This is a genomic window from Vibrio nigripulchritudo, assembly GCF_027924785.1.
GTDB classification, from domain to species: Bacteria; Pseudomonadota; Gammaproteobacteria; order Enterobacterales; family Vibrionaceae; genus Vibrio; species Vibrio nigripulchritudo.
The window spans coordinates 411,551-431,970 of sequence record NZ_AP027050.1; the positions used below are offsets into that span (position 1 = coordinate 411,551).

Consider the following 20,420-nt stretch of genomic DNA (forward strand, 5'->3'; position numbering starts at 1 on the left):
TATGATTCCTGGCTTCACGAAGCAGCTATTCAAGGGGCTGCTGCTTCTTTGCGCCCTTTATGCGCTGTATGTTCTTGCAACGCTCAATATTTCAACAGAAACCCATCTCTGGCTGGCGGCGAGTTCGTTCGTTTTGATCGTATTGCTGTCCAGAAATCTGTCGACAAGAGCAACCACATTCATCCTCTTCATCGGCGCGTTTATTTCGTTTCGCTACATTTACTGGCGATTTCAGGAAACCTTACCGTGGGAAAGCGGGCTGGACCTCCCGTTTGCCATGTTACTGTTTGCCGCAGAGTGCTACGGTATTTTGGTTTATATCATGGGTATGTTTGTCACAGTTAAGCCATACGAACGTAAACGAGTCCCCATCAACGAAGACGAACACCTTCCAACCGTGGATGTGTACATCCCTACATACAACGAGCCTATGGATGTGGTGGGACCTACTATTCTGGCGGCATCACGTCTTGATTACCCGGGAGAATTTCGTGTCTTCGTGTTGGATGATGGTGGAACCCAGCAAAAGTTAAACGACCAAAATGCAGACGCAGCGGAAGAAGCTCGATCCAGAGCCGCTGCCCTTAAAACGTTTTGCGAAGAAGTGGGTGCGTCGTACATTACACGAGAAAAGAATCAGCAGGCAAAAGCCGGGAACATCAATCATGCGTTGGGTAAGACGTCCGGCGAACTGATCTTGATCTTAGATGCGGACCACGTTCCAACAAAAGACTTTCTGATGAATACCATCGGGCTTTTCCAGCAGGACTCCAAACTTGGTTTTGTGCAAACGCCACACTTCTTTGTTACACCCGGTCCGGTGGAAAGAAACCTTGGCATTGAAGACAAAGTCCCGTCAGAAAATGAAATGTTCTACAACAAAACGCTGGTGGGCATGGACTTCTGGAATGGATGTTTTTTCTGCGGCAGCGCGGCGGTGATTCGTCGGGCAGCACTGGAAGAGGTGGGTGGCATTTCAACAAAAACCATTACTGAAGATGCCGATACCGCACTGAACATTCACTCGAATGGCTGGAGCAGTGCTTACCTCAATATGGCGATGGTCGCGGGGCTATCTCCTGATACTTTTGGTGCTTACGTGACTCAACGTTCCCGTTGGGCGCAGGGAATGATTCAGATCTTCTTACTCAACAACCCGCTTTTCAAAAAAGGGTTATCGTTGCCACAAAGGATCTGTTACCTCAATTCCACGCTTTATTGGTTCTTCCCGATATTCCGTACCGTGTTCTTGATTTCGCCTTTACTGTATCTGCTATTGGATCTACAGATATTTGTCGGCAACACCAAAGACTTTCTGATTTACGTGATTCCACACCTTGTTATCAGCGTTATGATCACCCAGAGGCTGTTTGGCAAAACAAGGCGGGCTTTTTTCTCAGAACTCTATGAAACTGCGTTGTCAATTTATCTTTGCCTGCCGACATTATCGGTACTCATTAAGCCCAAGAAGCCAAGCTTTGTGGTGACGCCGAAAGGTGAAACCACTCAAACGGTTTCTTTCTCGAAACTAACACCGTTTATGGCGTCTCTATGTGGCTTGGTGGTATTGGCAGAAATATGGGGTATTTACCGTTACATCCAGTTCCCTGCCGAGCAAAGCCAGCTCATGTTGGTGATCATGTTTAACACTTTCAACCTGCTTCTGATTGTGCTGTGTCTCGGAGCCATGCTGGAAAGGCAACAACGTCGAAGCGAACCGAGATTACTGGTGAATGAAAAAGCGGTGATCAAGCAGGGTGAGCAAACCATTCACGCTACCTTGAATGACATTTCTCTTAAAGGCGCGAAGTTGACGTTGCGAGGAGCAGGGCATGACGTTCAGCGCGGTGACATCATCAATGTTGGATACTTCTCTGAAAGTGGGCGCTATTCCAAGAGTAAGAAGCCTCACTACAAATTTGTAAATCTGAACATGAGAGTGGTATCGGTGAAGAACGGACCTCAGGGTCATCAGATCAGCTGTCTACTCGCCAGTCAGTTGGCAGAAGACATGCAGGTACAGTACGCCAAGGCATATGGACAAAGCAGTCGATGGAAGCAACGCAGGCAGTATGAAGAAAGCCTGAAACGTGGCGTGATTGCCTCTGTTGTCGGGTTGTTTTCTCTGGCATGTCACCACCTCACCCGAGTACTGACAACGTCGGTGAAACAGAAAGTCAAAACATCGGATTATCAAGGAAGAAAGGAACTTCAAAGTGAATAGGTTAATGACGTTATTCATGCTTATTCTGGCACCATTGGTATACGCCGAAAAAAGCATCAAAGTGCCATTGCACTATGCGACAGACAAAACAGGTGACTTGGTTCTGAGAGGTCAGAGCCAGACCATCACCATTCCGATTTCCGTTTTAGATGGGCAAAAAGTTGAATCGGTAGATTTGGCACTTTCTCTGTATAACAATAATCAGATTGATCGCACGCTTCTTTGGATTGCTGCCGGAAATCGGAAACTGGCGAATGTTGAGCTAAGGCAGCGCAACCGGCTTCAAACGGTCGATATTAAAATTCCGCCTGAGCTGATTTCCGTACAGAATCCGCACATCAAACTGCGTGTTCAGCACCTGCTGGATAAAGAACCGGCTTCGTTTGATTCATCGACATTGCAAACCACTCTGAATCTGGAGCAGTCGCACTATACGCTGACCTATTCTCAGGATTTAGGGGCAAGCATCCAAACCTTGCATTCTTTTGAGGAAATGATTCAAAGCGGACAAAATCGCCATTTCCCGATTCATCTAGTGTCTTTGATTGAAGAAAACAGCGCATATTCGCTGAACGTCGCTTCCTCATTGGTTCAGGGGTGGACACTGAAAAGTGGCAGGGACGATAACCAGTTTGACTATGCGATGGATTCAAATCGAATTACTCCATTAACCGGACCAACCATCGTGTTCGGCAACAAAGACCGGCTACTTGAGACTGGCTGGTTAGATGAAGATCTCTACGAGAAAATCAGTGGTCCTTTCCTGAGCACCGATGTTTCAGTGAAGGGCATAGAATGGCTGATGATCATTTCGGGTGAAAATGACGGTGAGGTGCGTAAAGCCGCGGAGTATTTTGCACAAAGCATTCACCATCTTCCAAAACAGACTCACATGGTCGTGGCTGAGAATGCGTTGACGGAAAATCGCATCTTGAGCAGTGATACAGAGTACCCGCTCTCTCTGTTTACATCTCAGACTAACCTTACGGATTCGCCGCTGGATCTGAAGATCATCATGCCAAGCAACATTCTTTTCAGCGGGGAGGACAAGGCTCAGATAAACCTGTTGCTTTCCCACACTCGCGTTGATCCTGGGCAAGGCTCGATGGTGTTGCGCGTAAACGGAAACTTTACCAGTAGCCTGCCTCTGCGATCGAGTTACTGGAGAGATTCTCAGCACTATCGGCTGAACATCCCGATGCGAGATTTCAAACCGGGCATCAATAAAATCAGTGTCGAGGTGCATGGTCCGGTTGGAATCCGCGACCAGCAAAGCCGATTTACTGCATTTATGTCGGACAAGTCAAACCTGAAGCTGGGGTCGTGGGTCAGCTTTATTCCAACAGAGAGTCATCAGGTTTCCGCCGCCGATTTATTGGCTCTGGCGAACGAAAATGGCAGTTTGGCTCAGGTCACCGTGGATGATTCAAACCCCGCGCAACTGAGCAAATTGTGGCGACTACTCGGCTACGTTTCACATTCGACGCAGCAAGTGTCTAGCAAGCTAATGGTGACCAGCGAAGCCGAGCAGAAGCGAGAGTTTCACGTGGCACTTAACCCGATGGACCTATCCAGTGAATCAGTTAGTGAAACCAGTAATATCGCCGAAGTCAAACAACAGTTGTTTGAGTTTGTCGCTGAAGATCAAAACAGTGAATACGCCAGTTCTGAGGTGCCTTTTGTATTTGCAGACGAAGCACAGGCAGTCGTAAAACACGATAAAGACACAGGCTGGTATCGAATTCAGTTTATGGAAAGCACCGTCCAGCAATTCGACAGCTTTCTTCGAAGTGACGCAGCAAAACCGCCTACAGGTGTGTTAAGCGAAAGGAATTTTTCAAGCAATATTCAGCAGTTCATTACCGCCGTATTCATTGGATACCCTGTCGGTCTGGCATTGTCTGCCCTGCTCATCATCTGGCTGATGTCAGCCGTGGTTACCCGCTATCTGGAGGAGCGAAAATGCGGTTAAAAGCGATTAAATTAGGTGGGTGTTCGTTACTCTTATTGAGCGGTCATACTATTGCGTCGCCAGCGTGCAGCAACGACAAATCCATGTGGACCACTTACAAGAAGAATTTTGTAACCCGTGAAGGAAGAGTCGTTGATAACGGCAATCGGTATATTTCACACAGCGAGGGGCAGGGATATGGAATGCTCATCGCTGAACACTTCGGTGACAAGAAAACCTTTGATCGTGTTTGGGAATGGACTCAGGTGAATCTAGGTCGCAAACAAGACGATCTGTTTTCCTGGAAATGGCAGCCGAAGAAGCCTCATGTCCCAGACATAAACAACGCCAGTGATGGCGATATTCTTATTGCATGGGCTTTGTTGCGAGCGGAACAGCGTTGGTCGGGAAACCAGTACCGCGCCAAAGCAAAACGAATCATCAATGAGTTAGAGCAATCGCACCTAAAAGACACACGTGGTGAGTTCATATTATTGCCGGGTGGTTATGGCTTTGAGTTCAGCGACAAAACCATTGCCAACCTTGCGTACTGGGTGTTCCCGGCATTTGACGATTTCAGCCAATTCAATTCGACCTGGAATCACCTCTCCGTTAGTGGCATGGATATCTTGAATAAGAACCTGTATGGACACCATTTATTGCCGCCAGACTGGCTGGAAATAGGTAAGGGAGGTTGGCAGCCAGCGAAGAAGTTTGAGCCTCAGTTCAGCTACTCAAATTATCGGATTCCACTGCATCTGATTTGGGGAGAAAGACCTCACCGAGTGACCTGGATGTTCAATAACTGGTTAAAAAATAGCGACACTGCTTGGGTAAATGTAAATACCGGAGAAACGGCACCTTACCCGCCACCAAAAGGCGCGATTGCCATTTCACAGCTTGTTGAAGTCGCAAGCAACCCGAAAATCCGTGATAAGGGAATTACCGTTCGACCAGAAGGTAAGGATTATTATTCAGACAGCCTGGTGCTGCTTTCCCATATCGCCTACAACGAGAGGTTCTGCCAATGAGACATTATCTGGCAATCACCGCAATACTGACCAGCCCGGTATACAGCCAGGTTGAACCGGATATTACGTTATTTGATGATCGTATTGTGGTTGAGGTGAGTGAAGAAACAGCATCAGGTTTCGATGAAAACCAATACTGGACCATGCTCAATGAGCAAGGATGGGAAGCGACAAAGAAAGCAGTTCAGGGACAACCCATTTCTCCTGAATTGAGTGGGGAGCTTACCTATCAGGAGACATTGAAACAACTCGATACTCTGGTAGCCAAAAGGAAAACCGCAGGCGCGACGGGCCTTATTGATGAGCATCCCGAATGGCAGAGTTGCGATCGCATTCAATGGCTGTGGCTGGATCTGAAAAACGAAGTGAGCACGGGCTATGGGAAAAACGCTCGCGCGAAATTCCAGAACATTCTGGATAACTGCTCGGGGCATGAACTCAGCACTACCCAAAAACTGCTGAGCTGGACATCAGGGCAGGCAAAATCTGATGTTCTTTCGCGATACCAGTCCAGCCCTAATTACGATGCAAAAGCTGGAGCTAAGATTCAACGAGATTTAAATGCGGAAAAGCAGACGTTTGTCCGCATTGATGAAAACAATCTTGACCAGTCTGAACGACGCGTTGCAGGTAAGCAGGATGCCAAACTGGCCGAGCTTCTGGGCTGGAGGTATCTGGAAAGCGGTCAACCGGAAAAGGCATTGGAGTGGTTTGAAAATGCTATTGGTTGGGGGGGAGCAACCTCAAAACGTGTGGAAGGTAAACTTCTAAGCCTACAAGGGTTAGGTGAACAAAAGCGTTTGCACGTCGAACAACAGATCTGGGCGAAAGAGTTTTCTGAGATCGCTAAACTCGATTTTGGAGAGGGGGCAGAAATAGATCTCGCATGCGAATCGTCCCCTGAGACTTGTCTGGAAGCACTGCGTGATAAAGAGACGTTATCACCGCAAGAGCTCGCTCTGAAAGGTTGGAAGTTGTACGAATTGCAAAGACCTATCTCAGCAGCGCTGGCGTTTGAGCAATCCCTCGCGACGTTGCCACCAACTGATGAGGACTGGGATCTGACTCAATACGGTTACATGCTGTCTCTGGAACATGCGGGATATACCGACAAAGCAGAGATGATCGCCACACAAATCAACGACACCGAAAAGCGCGGTAAAATCGACAAGCAGATTGCGTTAAAGCAGGTCTACTATGCCTTTGAGCAAAAAGAGTATGACGAAACGCTCTTTCGCATTTCACAGTACGAAGCCATTTTCGGAAAGGAAGTCGAGCTGATCGAAATGAAAGCCTGGGCTTTGTACAACAGTCGGCGAAAGAAAGAGGCGCTGGACGAATACACTGTGCTGGCGGAATCTTTTCCGCATGATGAAAAAATCCAACGCTCATACCAGATCCTGAAATGCGGTTTCGCCGTAAATTCCAGCATATGCCAAGGTTTAGGGTACTAACGGCAAAGATCTGTCTAAAGTAAAAAATAAAACCCCAAACACCTTGTTTGGGGTTTTAATCCATTGTTACTTCCCTCAGAGCGGTAACAGAATATAGAGTTCTAAATCACACATCTTAAGGTGGTTTGGGTATACAGCCTTGCCAATATCTCCTGCCTTTGTGATCCTCGATATAAAATGAGGACACGACCATGACTTACGAAGAATTTAATCAGTTTTGTGGTGATTTACCGGCAACGACCCACGTTATTCAGTGGGGCGATTCACATGTCTGGAAAGTTGGGGGCAAGGTATTTGCCATTGGAGGCTGTGGTGAAGATAAAAAGCCCGCTTATATTTTCAAAACCTCAAATAACAACTTTGATTTTCTCAGTGATCATGAAGGCTACCGTCCTGCTCCTTACTTTGCCAACCGTGGGATGAAGTGGATTCAGCAGACAGACACATCTAAAGAGAAAGATGAAGAACTGATTTACTACATCAAGGAGTCCTACCGAATCGTCTCTCTGGGGTTAACCAAAGCCAAGCAGAAAGAACTTGGGTTAAATCAGGATTGAAGCTGAATCGCTTCAAACCATCAATTCCAATAGCCTCGTTATGTTGATTCTCGGATTGGGCTACATCCGAGCATCACGATTTCCCAATATTCTTTCTTCAAGACCCTGTTCTTAAGTCCTCGAGACATATTCATTTACTATCACCTGAGAGTTAATTATTACCATCTTAAGGTGATGGCTTTTCTAGTTTTGTTCGAAAATTGCACAATAAAATTTGACATCATTAATGTCAATGTGGCATTAATGATGTCATGAAAAAGACAAAAGAACTGTATGAATTGATTTGGGCGTCGCGCCCTTTGATGCAAGCGGCTGAAGTCGTTGTGGAGAAAGGTCTGGCTGGAACAGGGTTGACGGTGCGAATGCGTGCTGTGCTTGAGGTGTTGCATAACCAAGGTGGATTAGCAGTTCCTGAAATAGCACATCATCTCGATATAAAACGCCAGTATGTTCAGGTTATGGTCAATGAAACCTTGAAGTCTAGGTTGACTGAAAAAATTGAAAACCCAAGGCATAAACGCTCCAGTCTTATCTCACTGACCCAGTCTGGTCGGGACGTTATCAGGCAAGTGATGGAGCAGGAGAAAGAGCTCCTTGGTGAGATATCAACGGACCTGCCTGAAAAAGACATCACAGCGGCTCTTTCGCTCGTAAAGTATTTGGTTAATGAGCTTAAAGTTAAGAGTAAGGATTGATAATGATGACAGGGTTTCTGATTGCTCTACCATTTATTACCCTAGTTACCTGGCTTGCCAACGGTATACGCCTTATTGGGAAAGTCAGCGAAGGGCAACCCATAGGCGAACGACCCAATACGGCGATTTTAATGGTTGATCTTCAAACAACTTTTTGGGACTCAAATCTGTTTACTGAACGTTCAATGTCTGATGCTCAGACAGCAATTATTGACGAATTGAAGAGCGCAAAAAAGCAAGCGTTTCCCGTTATTGCAATACGACAGGAATGGTCAATCCTCTCAACGAAAGTACTGGCGCGTTTAACCATGGGAGGAAAAGCAATCGCAGGAACCAGAGGAACGGAAATCGCCGAGCCTTTTACCGGTTTTCCAGATTATGTTTTAACAAAACGGGTGCAAGATTCATTTGAGACGGGCGAGTTGGATCAGCTACTGGAAAAATTAGATGTCGGAGAATTACGGATCGTAGGTTTGGATGCCAGATACTGTATCAATAAGACGGCGATGGCAGCGCTTGGTCGCGGTTATAAGGTGACGCTTATAGAAAAGGGAATTTTGGCAGCCGAACCTGAACAAGGACGAAAAGCGTTGAAAACGGTATCTCAAGCCGGAGCGATATTGAAATAGCGATATACGTGTGAAATCACATCTACTTTATCCCATTGGATATTTGGTGATGCTCAACCATTCGCGAATTAATTTTAAGCCTGTTTGACTAATTACACGAACAGGGGTTCGCCTATCTAAAATACGTATTAACAAGGTTAGGTATATGATGCGAATGGTCGTTTCGAGAGTCAGAGAAGATGGTCTTGCTTAAGGAGAAGAAATGGAAGTCTTTATGTATCTGGCGGCGTTGCTGCTGGTAGTCGTAACGTTTGCGCACTCGTATCTGGGGGAGCGCTACATTCTTATCCGACTTTTTAAACGAGACAATCTTCCCAAGCTTTTTGGTAGTGATGATTTCACAAAGAAGACCCTTCGCTTTGCATGGCATGTTACATCTGTTGCGTGGCTTGGGCTGGCGGCTATTTTAGTTGCGCTTGCCCAGCCTGAACTAAGTAAACCTCTGATTGGAAAAATTATTGCTATTACTTTCGCTATCCACTTCCTCATTGCTTTATTTGGCTCAAAAGGGAAGCACCTTTCCTGGGTGGTGTTTGGCTTGGTAAGTGTGTTGGTATGGTTTGGTATTTCGATCTAACAACACACTTGATCACTAAGTTTTAGCGTCAGTCGAACTCGCTTCAGATTGTAGGTGTTCGACAAACATCGAGACTTTCTTTGGCAGATGCTTTCGCGATGCATGGTAGGCATACAGAACCAGATCGTCAGGCTGGTATTCAAGTGTCACAGTTTCCAATAAGCCAGCTTCAACGTCTTCTCTACAGGAGTCTGCGGGCAGTATTGCAAAACCAAAACCTGCCAACGCCCCCGATTTCGCCAGGCTTCCACTGTTTACTTTAAACGATGACTTAACGTTTTGAGTAACTAACTCGCCATCTGGTTTTTTGAATATCCACGGTGTTCCCCCCGCAGCAGTCAGGCTGCTAATGCAGGGAACATGGTTCAAATCCGTTACCTTATGAGGGCGGGAGGATTCCTTTATCCGGTTTGGAGACGCAACGACCACACTTTCCCATCGTTTGATTTCCTTAGCCACCCAATTATTGTCGGGCAGTGCTCCCCTGTGGAAACTTAAGATCAGGTCAAAGCCATCAAACAGATCTTCTTTAGGGCTTAAGCTGGTGTCGCAGCATAGCTCTATGGAAGGGTATTTCTTACAGAATGCAATCACTGACTTTGCCAATGCCGGGCTGTCTGGCATCAATATCTTGAGCTGTCCAATAACCTCATGTGAGTGCCGACTGACGTTTTTCAGGGCGTCATCCAGTTTTTCAAGCAAAGGCAAAGTTGCTGCGTAAAGTTGGTCTCCTGCGTGAGTTGGTGCGATTCGCCGTGTTGTTCTTTCAAACAGCTTGGTATTGAGTTTGTCTTCCAAAATAGCAATATGCCGACTGACGTTTGATGTGGGCAGATTCAAGGTGTCAGCGGCTTGTTTAAAACCGTTATTTTCGTACACACAGTGAAAAGTTCTGAGCCATTGCTGTTCTACCTGCTCAATCATGTATTGTCCCAATTAATTGGATTCTAAAATTCATTTTCGACACTTTATCGCCAGAGGCGAGTTAATACAATGTTCTTACCGTTCATGAGTATAGGCTTGATAAGTGAAAGAAAAAATAAAGAATAAGACTACCCATCTTCTTCAGTTTGAGATGACCATTCTGTTCCTGATACATTTTCTGGTTGGTCTTGATGCATTGGCTATTGTCCCTTTCAGTTCAATAATGACGTCATACGTTGGAGCTGACACCGCTTGGTCTGGTTATCTGGTTTCGGCATACTCGATCTCAGCCGCAATAACTTGTTTGTGTGTAAGAGGGGCTTCTAACATCAGGCGCGAGAAGATTCGAATGCTCTTCTTTCTGGCAGGAATCATACTGACCACTTTCTTTACCACCTTGGTGCATGATTTCACCACAATGATTTTGTGCAGGGTTTTGACCGGAATTTTTGGTGGTGCGCTGGCAGTGGTAAACCTGAACTACGTTATTCTGAGGTCTGGTGACGAGAACAAAAAGCGTAATACTGCGGTTCTGATGAGTTCGTTACCGCTGGCTCTTGCGGTCGGTGTTCCACTCCTGATTCTGCTGGCATCTGGGGAGAACTGGCGTCTCGCTTTTCAGTTTTTGTCCGTGAGTTTACTGCTCGTCTCCATTCTCTTTTTTGGCGTTGATCGTTCTGGCGATAAACATCAGATCCCAAACGTCGCAGCTCCAAATAGTGACCTGTTTTCAGTGTCAGACGCGATAAAAAGTCGTACGGCTTGGTTTTCTATCCTATTGGCGTTTAGCGCGATATTAGGCACCTTTGCCGTTTCCACTCAATTTCCTGTCATGCTTTCTGTGAATTTGGGTATATCACCTAATCTCCTCAGTATTTGTTACCTTGTGAGTGGAGTCGGGGCTTTCGCCGCAGTACAGTTTTATGGTCGGACAAAAGCGAATGAAAGGAATGTAGGGCTCTTAATCCTGTTGCTGTCGATCGCTATGGTTGTGACCGTTATTTCGGGCTTTCAGACGAAAAGTGTCGAATTGGCGTCCATAGCATTCAGTGTTTTTGTTGTTGTCAGTTCTACTCGAACGCTTGTGCTTGTTACTGAATTGATATGCGCTTTGCCAGCCCGTGAGCGCGTATTTTTAATCAGTGCACAAAATTCAATCCAGCATCTCGCTGTGGGAATTGGTGGAATGCTAAGCAGCTTGGTGATTTATTCGAAAATGGACTCAACTCTGGATTTCTCACCCTTGTTATACATCTCTTCACTCCTGACTTTAAGCACGCCAATAATCTGGTATTGGTACAAAAAACAGTAAGTGTGAATTTTGATGTACGGAATAGGTGGAGAAAAAGCAGAGTAAAAAATCTGCCAGGTATTGACACTCAATATTGCCATATCGGATAGTGAAAAATCTTTACTGTCACAGAGGTAACTTGTTATGGAACCAAGAAAAGTTGTTGAACAATGGGTTGAGGCTTTTAACCAAGGTGATGCAAATAAAATTGCTGACTTTTACCATACTAACGCAGCCAATCATCAAGTTGCCAATGAACCCGTAGAAGGGAAAGCTGCCATCAAAGCCATGTTTGAGGCTGAGTTCTCAGCGGCAGAAATGGTATGCATTGTAGAGAATATCTTTCAGGATGGAGAGTGGGCTGTTTTAGAATGGAAAGATCCGATTGGCTTGCGCGGATGTGGATTCTTCAAAATTGAGGGCGGTTTGATTACTTTCCAAAGAGGTTACTGGGACAAACTCAGCTTTTTGCGGGCACATAACCTTCCAATTCCAACTGAGTAGTGTCAACCCGTTCTTCATATTGCCCTGCTCTTCAGAGCAGGGCAATATTTCAATTCTTAAGCCTCTTCCTGCGACTTGCCCCCTAAGCTTATCGTATCCAGATCACGCATCAGATAAAGTGCCAGACATGCAGCAAGCATCGGCCATGCGGTGAAAAACAGAAGGTTGTTGAATGGGTCCAGGTACTTCATAAAAGACGAGAAAGTAGAAAAACCATGGAGAATCAGTGCCAGCAAGTAGGTCGTTGATTTTTGAATGCCGAGCGCCAAGGCAGCGACAAACACAAGCTGAACCAAACCAATGATCAGTGAGAACCCTGCTGAAACATCCAGCCCGTAAAACTTAGCAAACACTTTGGTTGAGTGTTCGGGAACCAGAATTTTATCCATAGCCCAAATAAAGAAAACCAATGCGACAGTCACGCGAAGTGCGAGCAGGCCATAAGCGATTTGTTTTTGTTGTTTCGATGAGATATTCAAGGTTTGTATCCTCTGATTAAACGAATGCGGACACAGACAGACCGAGTGTCATAAGGTTTTATTTCTGAATGTTCGGTTATTTTATAAATATGACGCAGTTATATTATGAAAATGAAGCAAAGTCACAATTTTAGTGTGCTGTATATTCAAACTAAGTGTGTAATTGTTTAGTGCGTCGAATATTTTTTGAGCATCTATTATCGGAGGAAGTCTTAATTTTTATTTACCCATAATTAAATAGGGATAATTCAGACGGGTCTTGAAGTTGAGATATTTTTTGGTATGACGTTGAAATCTTATTATCGATTATTTAATAACAGGGAAAATTAGAGTTTTCTTATTAATGTTTTTCGTTTTATTCTCAATATTAATAAAAAAGCAGCCGCATTTAGCGGCTGCTCTTGTTCAATTCTGATCAATCAAAGTACCGAAATCTCTTCAGCCTGAGGACCTTTAACTCCTTGAGATACTTTGAATTCAACTTGCTGTCCCTCAGCGAGCGTCTTAAAGCCTTCACCGGTAATTGCTGAAAAGTGTACAAAAACATCTGGACCATTGTTTTGCTCAATAAAACCAAAACCTTTTGATTCATTAAACCACTTAACTTTTCCGGTTACTTTATCTGACATGTTGTTCCCCTGAATTTCTTTATTGGAAATAGTTGTTTGAATGTGAATTTTGAAACTAACATATTTCAAATAAGGAACAAGTGGTAAATTCAATAATTAGATCATTATTGAATTAACTTAACTTTATTTATCCTTGAGCGCTTACTGTTTGTCGCGAAATTGATAAATCCTTTCAGAATAACATCAGATATTGGGTGAGAATCTCAGGTGTTTTAATTGCTTGTGTTTATTTAACCAGATCAAACCCTTCATCAATCCACCCGGTGACGCCTCCGATCATCTTCTTTACTGGTCGACCAAGCTTCGCAAGGCGAATAGCTGCTTTCTCCGTTGCATTGCAATGGGGACCTGCGCAATACACCACAAACAACGTATCTTCAGTGTAATGGGACAAGTTCTTCGGGTTAATCTTTGAGTGAGGTAAGTTTATCGCTCCCTCGATATAACCTTTTTCAAAGACCACTTCTCCTCGCACGTCCAGCAAAACGAAGTCTTGTCGGTTGTTGGTCATGGCATGATGAACATCCCAACAATCCGTTTCAAAGCGAAGTAAAGATTCAAAATGCGCCAATGCCTCTTCACTGGATGCCGCTGGAATTCTTGATACTGCTGATGTCATAAGTTTTTCCTTTTCTTAGTATTTGCCTATGACTCATTGTGGTTGAAGGTGGGTTGACTGACGATTGGCTTATAAGTCATAGTTCGTTAACTTTCAGCCATTATTAAGACCAACAGATCTTAGAAGCCATGTCATTGGAGAGAGAACCATGCGAGTTGCGATATTGAGTTACCCAAACGTTGCTTTGTTTGAACTTGCTTGCGCCGTCGAGCTGTTTGCGTTGCCAAGACCTGAGTTTGACGATTGGTATGAATGCGATGTGGTCACGTTTGAAGATACGGAACTGGAGTCAACAGCCGGATTGATGCTTCGGGCAACGTGCGTGGAAGATCTTAACCACTACGATATGTTGGTCGTTCCTAGCTGGTCGGCTGAGGGTAATGATATGCCAGGCGTTTTAAAGGCGTCGGTCCAGTCCTTTTATGAGTCCGGAAAACGCATTGTGTCCTTCTGTTCTGGTGCATTTCTGCTAGCTGAACTGAATGTTTTTCAAGGACGCGATGCGACAACACACTGGCGATACGCTGATAAATTCAGAAAGCGATTCCCTCATCTGAATTACATAGACGATGTGCTTTACATTTATGATGGTCAGGTTGGGTGCTCTGCCGGAAGTGCTTCCGCGATTGATCTCGGGTTAGAAATTATCAGGCAGGATTTTGGCTACGCTATTGCCAATCAGGTCGCCAGACGGCTGGTGGTTTCGGCTCATCGCCTGGGCGGGCAATCGCAGTTTGTCGAGACTCCTATTCTGGCTGTACCAAACCAGTTCTCAGAAGCGCTAGACTGGGCGCTTTCTCATCTGAACGAGAACATTGAAGTGGACGACTTAGCCGCTCGCGCCAGCATGTCGAGACGAACCTTTGATCGCAAATTCCGAAGCAGCTTTAACCTCAGCCCCAAAGCCTGGTTAACTCAACAGCGACTAGAAAAAGCTAAAACGTTGTTAGAGAACAAAACCTACAGTGTTGAAAAAGTCGCAGACCTCAGCGGCTTTGATAATGCGATCACCATGCGTCATCACTTCCGAAAACAACTCAGCATTTCACCCAATCAATATCGCCAGCAATTTTCGGATACCTGATTAAACTTTGTTCTCTCATCCCTTTATCTATAAGGGATTTGAGAGTTTTTATAAAACTACATCGCAAAATTGAAAGTAAGTGTTGCTATGCACTCGATTTACCAAATCTTCGTGGTAAATTCTCAGCAAGTTGTACTGCGTGCTCACCAGAAGCACCGAAGTTTTGTATTTTGTAGGTTTTGTAGGTTTTGTAGTGATAGATTTGATGGCTGTTTCAGGATTAGTCCTGTTTCTGCTAGGAAGTGTTCTTATCCTCACTGAAGCATTTCGTAAAAGTAAGCTCTGGGGATTGGGCTGCCTGTTTTTGGGTCCACTGATGGGGCTCGTCTTTACTTTTCTAAACTGGAACAAAGCCAAAATTCCAACCGCAATGTGGATTACAGGTTTAGTGCTTGTTCTTCTCGTTTTCTTCAAACAGCAACTCGCCACACAAAGCGGTGTTGTCCTTTAATTTCCACAATATAGTTACCTTTATATCATCTATGTTATAAGTCCCTTCTATCAATAAAATTGCAGGGAGCAGGGTCGGTGATAGTTTGTGAAACGGATCGTTTGATTATCCGTCATTATAATTTGGATGATGCGAACTTCATCATTCAACTTCTTAACGAAGAAGCCTTCATTCGCTACATCGGCGACAGACAAATTCACACCATTGAAGCGGCACAAAGCTATCTCTCACGTATTCTTGCCAGCTATCAGGAGTATGGCTTTGGACTGAACATAGTGATGTTGAAAGACGAAACCCCAATCGGAATGTGCGGAATTCTAAAACGTGAAGAATTGGAGAGCCCTGATCTTGGTTATGCGCTTTTGTCGTCTTACTGGGGACATGGTTACGCAGAGGAAGCAGGATCGGCGGTGCTAGCAAACGGATCGACAGAGCATAATCTCAGTACGATTCTTGCCGTCACTTTGCCAGACAATCAAAGCTCGAATCGACTTTTAGTCAAACTTGGTTTTGAGCTTACAGGAACGCAAGCACTCTACGGTGAAGAGAATAACCTTTACGCCTACTCATCCTGAGCAATACAACTAAAATAAGGAAGCAATATGTACAAAGGAAGCTGTTTATGTGGCGGTGTGGAGCTAACCATTTCCGGATCGATAACCGACATCATTCATTGCCATTGCTCGTTGTGTCGAAAATCGAGCGGAACGGCTTTTGCGACCAACGGTTTCGTCAACACAAGTGAATTTGAAATCACCAAAGGCGCTGAACTGATGGGCTTCTACGAAGTTAAACCGGGTAAAAAGCGCCATTTTTGTACCCGTTGCGCCTCTCCTGTCTACAGTTCCAATGATGAAAACCCGAGTAAAATCAGAATTCGTCTGGGCATTCTGGATTCTGACATTGAAGAAAGACCAATCTCCCATAACTTTGTTACATCCAAAGCCAACTGGGACAGCCTGAATGAAGATTTGCCTCAATATGAGACCTTTGAACCAAGCCGACTAAAGTAATGTTCAAATTGAAATTGATTAGTGAATCGAAAAATTAAGCTTAAGAAATAGAGAGTTACATTGTTAGAAAACTTGTGCCAGGCAGTGTTTTCATTAAGTAGCATATGATACTTTGAGTGTGTCAATTTAAATATGAGAATATTTGCGTATGAATTCACTTCCCAGTATGCAGCAACCTGAAGGTAGTCTGTATTGTGGCGCTTACTGTCTGGTGGCGACTCTTTATGCTTTCAACAAGCTTCCATTTCACTCCCCATTGACGCTCAATCGTTACAATCGGATGGATAAAAGTTTTTCTAATACCAGTATAAAGATTGAAGACAGTTCCAATCTGACGGAGCTGGCAATGGATTTTTATCAGGTGACCGGGATTCTTGAGGAAGGTTTTAACCCAGAATACATAGATGAAGCAGGGTACAATTCGCTTGGTGCAATGCTCTATATATTGAAGGAGTGTGGGTTGAAAACGGAGGTGTTGTTTAAAGATCCTGACACTCACGTACAAATCCAGAGTGCATTCCCAACTGAAATTGAATTGGTGAATAAACTTGAAGTGCCCATTTCCTACCTGAACTCCGATTCCTCCACGCCTGAAAATGGATTATTGATTTCCGTTATTAGCTACCCGAACTTGCACTACGTAGTCAATAATTCGAGTGGCGAATGGTTTGATTCTGACCTGGAAGAGCCTTTGTTCCACTGGGATCAGATTGAGCGATGGGATTCCAGTGACAACAAAAGAGAAAATGCCTCCTGGTTAGGCATTTCCGTCCGCGTGACACAATAGGATACGTATTCTCATCAATAAAAAACGGAGTCAAGGCTCCGTTTTTTAATTGAAGTTAAGGCTACATTTCTGCCAGAAAATCCTCTAAAGGCTTGATGTCGGCAAGCATGGTTAACTCAGCTAACGCGGTTTCATGCACGACATCCGCTGGTATGGTTTTCTCTCCTAACTTAAGGTCTTTTGTTGCGCAGGCATCCTGAATCACCGTCGCCTGAAAGCCACGCTCCATGGCTCCTCGGGTTGTAGTGCTGACGCACATATGCGTCATCATTCCCGCTATCACAACGTGTTCTATTTCGAATTCGCGTAAGGTGTTTTCAAGCCCTGTTTCCCAAAAAGAGTTGGGATAGTGTTTGGTAAGAACCGGTTCATCAGAATGAGGAGCCACACCAGCGTAGATCTCCTGCCCCCTTGTTCCGGGAATCATAAATCCCAGATCTTGCGATGCCGCAGCATGCTGAATGTGTATAACCGGGCGCTTTGCATCTCTGAATGCATCTAGCAATTTTTTAGCATTCTCGGCTGCTTGCACCGGACCCTGAAGTGTCAATGCACCACCTTCAAAGTAGTCGTTCTGGATATCTATCAAAACCAAAGCAGTATTGTTCATGTGGAAAATCCTTATTGCTATTTCAAGAAAACTGATTGCTAATTCAGGAGATAATGTACATAAACAGCCAAGATGATTTAATGGCGTAAATTGACTTTTTATGGTTAAATTTCGCCAATATGAAAACACTGAATATTTACATACTGACTTTTCCTGAAGTGATGCCTTCCGCGGTTCAGGGAGTCAAAGACCTATTTCAGATTGCCAATCAGCAGTTTGGGAGTAAGCAATTTGACGTAAGAGAGCTTGCTTATCAAAGCTCAGAACCAGTGGATGGGAATGCGTTGATTTTCATTCCTCCGTGTTTGTCTGCCGACCTGCCAGATTTCCAAACTGAGGCTGTTATCACTCTGATACGAGAATGGCACCGCGCTGGTGCTGTGATTGTCTCTTCTTGCGCGAGTGTGTTTTGGCTGGCAAATGCAGGCTTGCTGGATGGCAAATACGCGACGACTCACTGGCGGCTTTGCGATCAGCTTGAGCGCGATTATCCCTCTATTTCCAAAGTCTGCGCCCATGAAATGCTGGTGGATGAAGGAGACATCGTGACTGCTGCGGGGCTTTACGCCTTTCAGGATTTGGCGCTTCACGTTATGGCGAGATACGCCAATTTTGAGCTGGCTAAACAGGTCGCAGATTTTTGCCTGTTAGATTTTAAAGGCCGGATGCAGGCGTACTACCAGAGATTTATTCCTGATCTGACTCATGGTGATATTGTCGTGCTCAAAGCTCAGCGGTTTTGTGACGCGAACTTTAGCCAGGATCTGGCGGTGGCAGATATCGCACAGCATTGCCACTTGAGCGAGCGAAGCCTGCTACGTCGATTTAAGAGTGCGACGGGCTACACACCAAAGCAATACATCATTCAACTTAGGGTTGAACGCGCCAAACAATTGATAGAACTGGAAAATATTACTATTGAAGCGGCGGGAGCTGCGGTAGGGTATATAGACGTCAGTAACTTTACCAAGCTGTTTAAAAAAACAACGGGCATTACTCCCGCAGAGTTTAAGCAGCGCGTAGGTTAGCTTCATAACGGTAGGAGTAAAAATGAAAGGCTTTGTAACCTTTGCAATAGTCAGCAATACACTAGTGCTCGCGCTCATCGTGATTCTGGAATATTCAACCGGTTTTTTCGGTCTTCAATATTGGACGGACTACGCGTTTTTCAATCTTTTGGTCTTATGGGGAATAGCCATGGTGCTGTTCAAGTTTCCTCCATTGACTAATGATTTTTCTGATGCAGATAACAGACCAGCGAATGCGGCAGGATCTCTTGTGGATACTGAAGTTGCTGATGAGATTGATGAAGAACGTTTTGAAGAGAATGTAGTGCTTTACCAGAAGTTTTTTGTTTCCGGTGTTCCGGCGCTATTGGTGTGTATAGCAAGTCAGTTTATTTGAGGTTAATAATGATAAGAAAATTTACCCAGTCAGATATCGATGCGGTACTGGATATTTGGCTGACCGCTTCCATAGACGCACACAATTTTGTTGAAGCTGATTTTTGGCGAGATCAGATAAGTAATATGCGAGACGTATACATTCCGGCATCGGAAGTTTACGTATTTGAACTGAACGGTGATGTCGTCGGCTTTTATGCGTTGTACGAAGACAGCTTAGCGGCGATTTTTGTCTACCCCGACTTTCAGGGGCAAGGGTTAGGGAAAAAACTCATTACGCATGCAAAGTCACGTCGTGATTCCCTGACCTTATCGGTTTACAAAGACAATCAGGCAAGTTACCAGTTCTATCTTTCACAAGGGTTTAAAGTGATCAGTGAACAAACGGACGAACACACTGGCTATCCAGAGTACACCATGACCAATTAAGGTCAGTCGATTTGCCGTTGTTAAAGTCGACTTAAAACAGTCCTAAGGAATTTAAATGGAATTCATTCCTTTCAAACCTGAACACGCAGAAACCATCACTACATGGTTTAGAACCAGAGATGAATTTCTGGCTTGGGGTGGTCGCGTGTTTCACTGGCCGCTAACGGCAGAATCAATTTGCCAACGATCGAAAGAAGAAAATCTTAAATTCTATGTTTTGATTGATGGTGAAGCTTTGGTCGGGTTTATCGAAATCAATCGTGTGTCTACAACTGAATCCCGCCTTTGCCGAGTTGCCGTCAATCCGGATATTCGAGGCAAAGGGGTAGGCAGGAAACTGGTTGAATTTTCAATGCAGCAAATCAGGCAAGATCCTGCGGTAGAAGAAGTGTCATTGGCGGTATTTCACAGTAACACGTCAGCAAAACGCTGTTATGATTCGGTAGGCTTTGAGGTCGTGGATAAGGCGCCGTACTTTAAAGTGTTTGATGGAGTCGAGTGGCCAATCTACCAGATGAGTTATAAACTTTTAGCCAAGTGACTTCCAGAGACCACTTAGGTATAGATAAAACCGGGCTGTGATTCGCCCGGTTTATGCTTTTTTAATATATGAATGATTTTGGGTTTAGCGTGAATCAGCTATCGCGGGATTCGTACTGATAATCCACATCGACTACCGCACGGTATTGCACTTCTCCGCGTTTTTTCGAGAACGCTTCGATATGCATTTCAACGTCTTTCACTTCGACGCTGTTGTAAGAGACAGTGTAGGCGGTTATCGGCAGCTTCTTGACTAGCTCACTCGACGTCATTTGGTTGATTTCATCCATGAGAGTATATCCGGCGTTCATTGCCTGCTCCTGCGTGGCAAAGCCTTCTGTTGTTATCGAAGTGGCACTGTTGTTCAACTGAGTTGATGCGAATGCCGTAGAACTTAGTAACAGAGCGGTAGCTAACACGGTTACTTTCTTCATAACAATACTCCTTAAAAGATTCTTGGGATAAACCAGCCTGATAGCTATCCGAGACTCGCCGAGAGGCTAGTGAGCGATTAGCTCTGTCGCTATCAAGCTGGTAAC

General features: G+C 44.8%; 25 protein-coding genes. 19 read left to right on the forward strand and 6 right to left on the reverse strand.

Going from position 1 to position 20,420, the window contains the following annotated elements:
• Position 1 precedes the first annotated feature (1 nt).
• From bcsA to QMG91_RS20145, 8 genes are all read left to right on the forward strand, one after another.
• Positions 2 to 2,224 carry a UDP-forming cellulose synthase catalytic subunit gene (bcsA, locus tag QMG91_RS20110; RefSeq protein ID WP_281831702.1) on the forward strand — a complete coding sequence of 741 codons (2,223 nt, stop codon included), beginning with the start codon at positions 2 to 4 and terminating at the stop codon, positions 2,222 to 2,224.
• A complete protein-coding gene (locus tag QMG91_RS20115) occupies positions 2,217 to 4,196 on the forward strand; it encodes a cellulose biosynthesis cyclic di-GMP-binding regulatory protein BcsB (protein ID WP_281831704.1) in 1,980 nt (659 codons plus the stop codon). Before bcsA ends, QMG91_RS20115 begins: the two co-directional genes overlap by 8 nt.
• Positions 4,187 to 5,206 carry a glycosyl hydrolase family 8 gene (locus QMG91_RS20120; protein ID WP_281831706.1) on the forward strand — a complete coding sequence of 340 codons (1,020 nt, stop codon included), beginning with the start codon at positions 4,187 to 4,189 and terminating at the stop codon, positions 5,204 to 5,206. The genes QMG91_RS20115 and QMG91_RS20120 overlap by 10 nt, the downstream gene beginning before the upstream one ends.
• Positions 5,203 to 6,660 (forward strand): hypothetical protein, encoded by a 1,458-nt coding sequence (locus QMG91_RS20125; RefSeq protein ID WP_281831708.1) that lies wholly within the window; start codon positions 5,203 to 5,205, stop codon positions 6,658 to 6,660. Before QMG91_RS20120 ends, QMG91_RS20125 begins: the two co-directional genes overlap by 4 nt.
• Before the next feature lie 191 nt (positions 6,661 to 6,851).
• On the forward strand, positions 6,852 to 7,217 hold the full coding sequence (locus QMG91_RS20130; RefSeq protein ID WP_281831710.1) for an MmcQ/YjbR family DNA-binding protein: 366 nt from the start codon (positions 6,852 to 6,854) through the stop codon (positions 7,215 to 7,217).
• A gap of 251 nt (positions 7,218 to 7,468) precedes the next feature.
• Positions 7,469 to 7,912, forward strand: a complete 444-nt coding sequence (locus tag QMG91_RS20135) for a MarR family winged helix-turn-helix transcriptional regulator (protein WP_281831712.1) — start codon at positions 7,469 to 7,471, stop codon at positions 7,910 to 7,912.
• Between the two features lie 2 nt (positions 7,913 to 7,914).
• Positions 7,915 to 8,541: a cysteine hydrolase family protein gene (locus tag QMG91_RS20140; RefSeq protein ID WP_281831714.1), complete on the forward strand. Its 627-nt coding sequence runs from the start codon at positions 7,915 to 7,917 to the stop codon at positions 8,539 to 8,541.
• Positions 8,542 to 8,743: 202 nt separating this feature from the next.
• Complete coding sequence (locus tag QMG91_RS20145; protein WP_281831716.1) at positions 8,744 to 9,118, forward strand: hypothetical protein; 375 nt, start codon at positions 8,744 to 8,746, stop codon at positions 9,116 to 9,118.
• Positions 9,119 to 9,133: 15 nt separating this feature from the next.
• Here QMG91_RS20145 and QMG91_RS20150 read toward each other — a convergent pair whose 3' ends face one another.
• Positions 9,134 to 10,042: a LysR family transcriptional regulator gene (locus QMG91_RS20150; protein ID WP_281831718.1), complete on the reverse strand. Its 909-nt coding sequence runs from the start codon at positions 10,040 to 10,042 to the stop codon at positions 9,134 to 9,136.
• Positions 10,043 to 10,145: 103 nt separating this feature from the next.
• Here QMG91_RS20150 and QMG91_RS20155 point away from each other — a divergent pair, with 103 nt between their 5' ends.
• Together QMG91_RS20155 and QMG91_RS20160 are read left to right on the forward strand one after the other, a co-directional pair.
• Positions 10,146 to 11,354 carry an MFS transporter gene (locus tag QMG91_RS20155; RefSeq protein ID WP_281831720.1) on the forward strand — a complete coding sequence of 403 codons (1,209 nt, stop codon included), beginning with the start codon at positions 10,146 to 10,148 and terminating at the stop codon, positions 11,352 to 11,354.
• A 123-nt stretch (positions 11,355 to 11,477) separates the two neighbouring features.
• A complete protein-coding gene (locus tag QMG91_RS20160; RefSeq protein ID WP_281831722.1) occupies positions 11,478 to 11,837 on the forward strand; it encodes a nuclear transport factor 2 family protein in 360 nt (119 codons plus the stop codon).
• 56 nt (positions 11,838 to 11,893) lie between these two features.
• On the opposite strand, the gene QMG91_RS20165 is transcribed toward QMG91_RS20160, so the two are convergent.
• The 3 genes from QMG91_RS20165 to QMG91_RS20175 form a co-directional block, all read right to left on the reverse strand.
• Positions 11,894 to 12,316 carry a hypothetical protein gene (locus QMG91_RS20165; protein WP_022595923.1) on the reverse strand — a complete coding sequence of 141 codons (423 nt, stop codon included), beginning with the start codon at positions 12,314 to 12,316 and terminating at the stop codon, positions 11,894 to 11,896.
• A gap of 419 nt (positions 12,317 to 12,735) precedes the next feature.
• A complete protein-coding gene (locus QMG91_RS20170) occupies positions 12,736 to 12,945 on the reverse strand; it encodes a cold-shock protein (RefSeq protein WP_004407470.1) in 210 nt (69 codons plus the stop codon).
• A 226-nt stretch (positions 12,946 to 13,171) separates the two neighbouring features.
• Positions 13,172 to 13,564, reverse strand: a complete 393-nt coding sequence (locus QMG91_RS20175; protein ID WP_022612745.1) for a rhodanese-like domain-containing protein — start codon at positions 13,562 to 13,564, stop codon at positions 13,172 to 13,174.
• 148 nt (positions 13,565 to 13,712) lie between these two features.
• On the opposite strand from QMG91_RS20175, the gene QMG91_RS20180 reads away from it, so the two are divergent.
• The 5 genes from QMG91_RS20180 (at position 13,713) to QMG91_RS20200 (ending at position 16,899) form a co-directional block, all read left to right on the forward strand.
• On the forward strand, positions 13,713 to 14,648 hold the full coding sequence (locus QMG91_RS20180; RefSeq protein ID WP_281831728.1) for a helix-turn-helix domain-containing protein: 936 nt from the start codon (positions 13,713 to 13,715) through the stop codon (positions 14,646 to 14,648).
• A 139-nt stretch (positions 14,649 to 14,787) separates the two neighbouring features.
• Entirely contained in the window at positions 14,788 to 15,099 is a 312-nt protein-coding gene (locus tag QMG91_RS20185) for a hypothetical protein (RefSeq protein WP_281831729.1), read from the forward strand.
• 77 nt (positions 15,100 to 15,176) lie between these two features.
• Positions 15,177 to 15,674 carry a GNAT family N-acetyltransferase gene (locus QMG91_RS20190; protein WP_281831730.1) on the forward strand — a complete coding sequence of 166 codons (498 nt, stop codon included), beginning with the start codon at positions 15,177 to 15,179 and terminating at the stop codon, positions 15,672 to 15,674.
• 27 nt (positions 15,675 to 15,701) lie between these two features.
• Positions 15,702 to 16,112, forward strand: a complete 411-nt coding sequence (locus QMG91_RS20195; RefSeq protein WP_004407455.1) for a GFA family protein — start codon at positions 15,702 to 15,704, stop codon at positions 16,110 to 16,112.
• A 148-nt stretch (positions 16,113 to 16,260) separates the two neighbouring features.
• A complete protein-coding gene (locus QMG91_RS20200) occupies positions 16,261 to 16,899 on the forward strand; it encodes a hypothetical protein (protein WP_281831732.1) in 639 nt (212 codons plus the stop codon).
• A 61-nt stretch (positions 16,900 to 16,960) separates the two neighbouring features.
• Here the strand turns inward: QMG91_RS20200 and QMG91_RS20205 are convergent, their stop codons facing one another.
• Entirely contained in the window at positions 16,961 to 17,509 is a 549-nt protein-coding gene (locus QMG91_RS20205; protein ID WP_281831734.1) for a cysteine hydrolase family protein, read from the reverse strand.
• Positions 17,510 to 17,628: 119 nt separating this feature from the next.
• Between QMG91_RS20205 and QMG91_RS20210 the strand changes: the two genes are divergently transcribed.
• From QMG91_RS20210 to QMG91_RS20225, 4 genes are read left to right on the forward strand one after another with little or no spacing between them, the layout of a single operon-like run.
• The gene (locus QMG91_RS20210) at positions 17,629 to 18,537 is read left to right on the forward strand and encodes a GlxA family transcriptional regulator (RefSeq protein WP_281831736.1); all 909 of its coding nucleotides are present in this window, start codon (positions 17,629 to 17,631) and stop codon (positions 18,535 to 18,537) included.
• Between the two features lie 22 nt (positions 18,538 to 18,559).
• Positions 18,560 to 18,913: a hypothetical protein gene (locus tag QMG91_RS20215; protein ID WP_281831738.1), complete on the forward strand. Its 354-nt coding sequence runs from the start codon at positions 18,560 to 18,562 to the stop codon at positions 18,911 to 18,913.
• An 8-nt stretch (positions 18,914 to 18,921) separates the two neighbouring features.
• The gene (locus tag QMG91_RS20220; RefSeq protein WP_022560845.1) at positions 18,922 to 19,341 is read left to right on the forward strand and encodes an N-acetyltransferase; all 420 of its coding nucleotides are present in this window, start codon (positions 18,922 to 18,924) and stop codon (positions 19,339 to 19,341) included.
• A gap of 55 nt (positions 19,342 to 19,396) precedes the next feature.
• Positions 19,397 to 19,882, forward strand: a complete 486-nt coding sequence (locus tag QMG91_RS20225; protein WP_281831741.1) for a GNAT family N-acetyltransferase — start codon at positions 19,397 to 19,399, stop codon at positions 19,880 to 19,882.
• Positions 19,883 to 19,976: 94 nt separating this feature from the next.
• Here QMG91_RS20225 and QMG91_RS20230 read toward each other — a convergent pair whose 3' ends face one another.
• On the reverse strand, positions 19,977 to 20,315 hold the full coding sequence (locus QMG91_RS20230) for a DUF3316 domain-containing protein (RefSeq protein WP_281831743.1): 339 nt from the start codon (positions 20,313 to 20,315) through the stop codon (positions 19,977 to 19,979).
• Between the last annotated feature and the right edge of the window lie 105 nt (positions 20,316 to 20,420).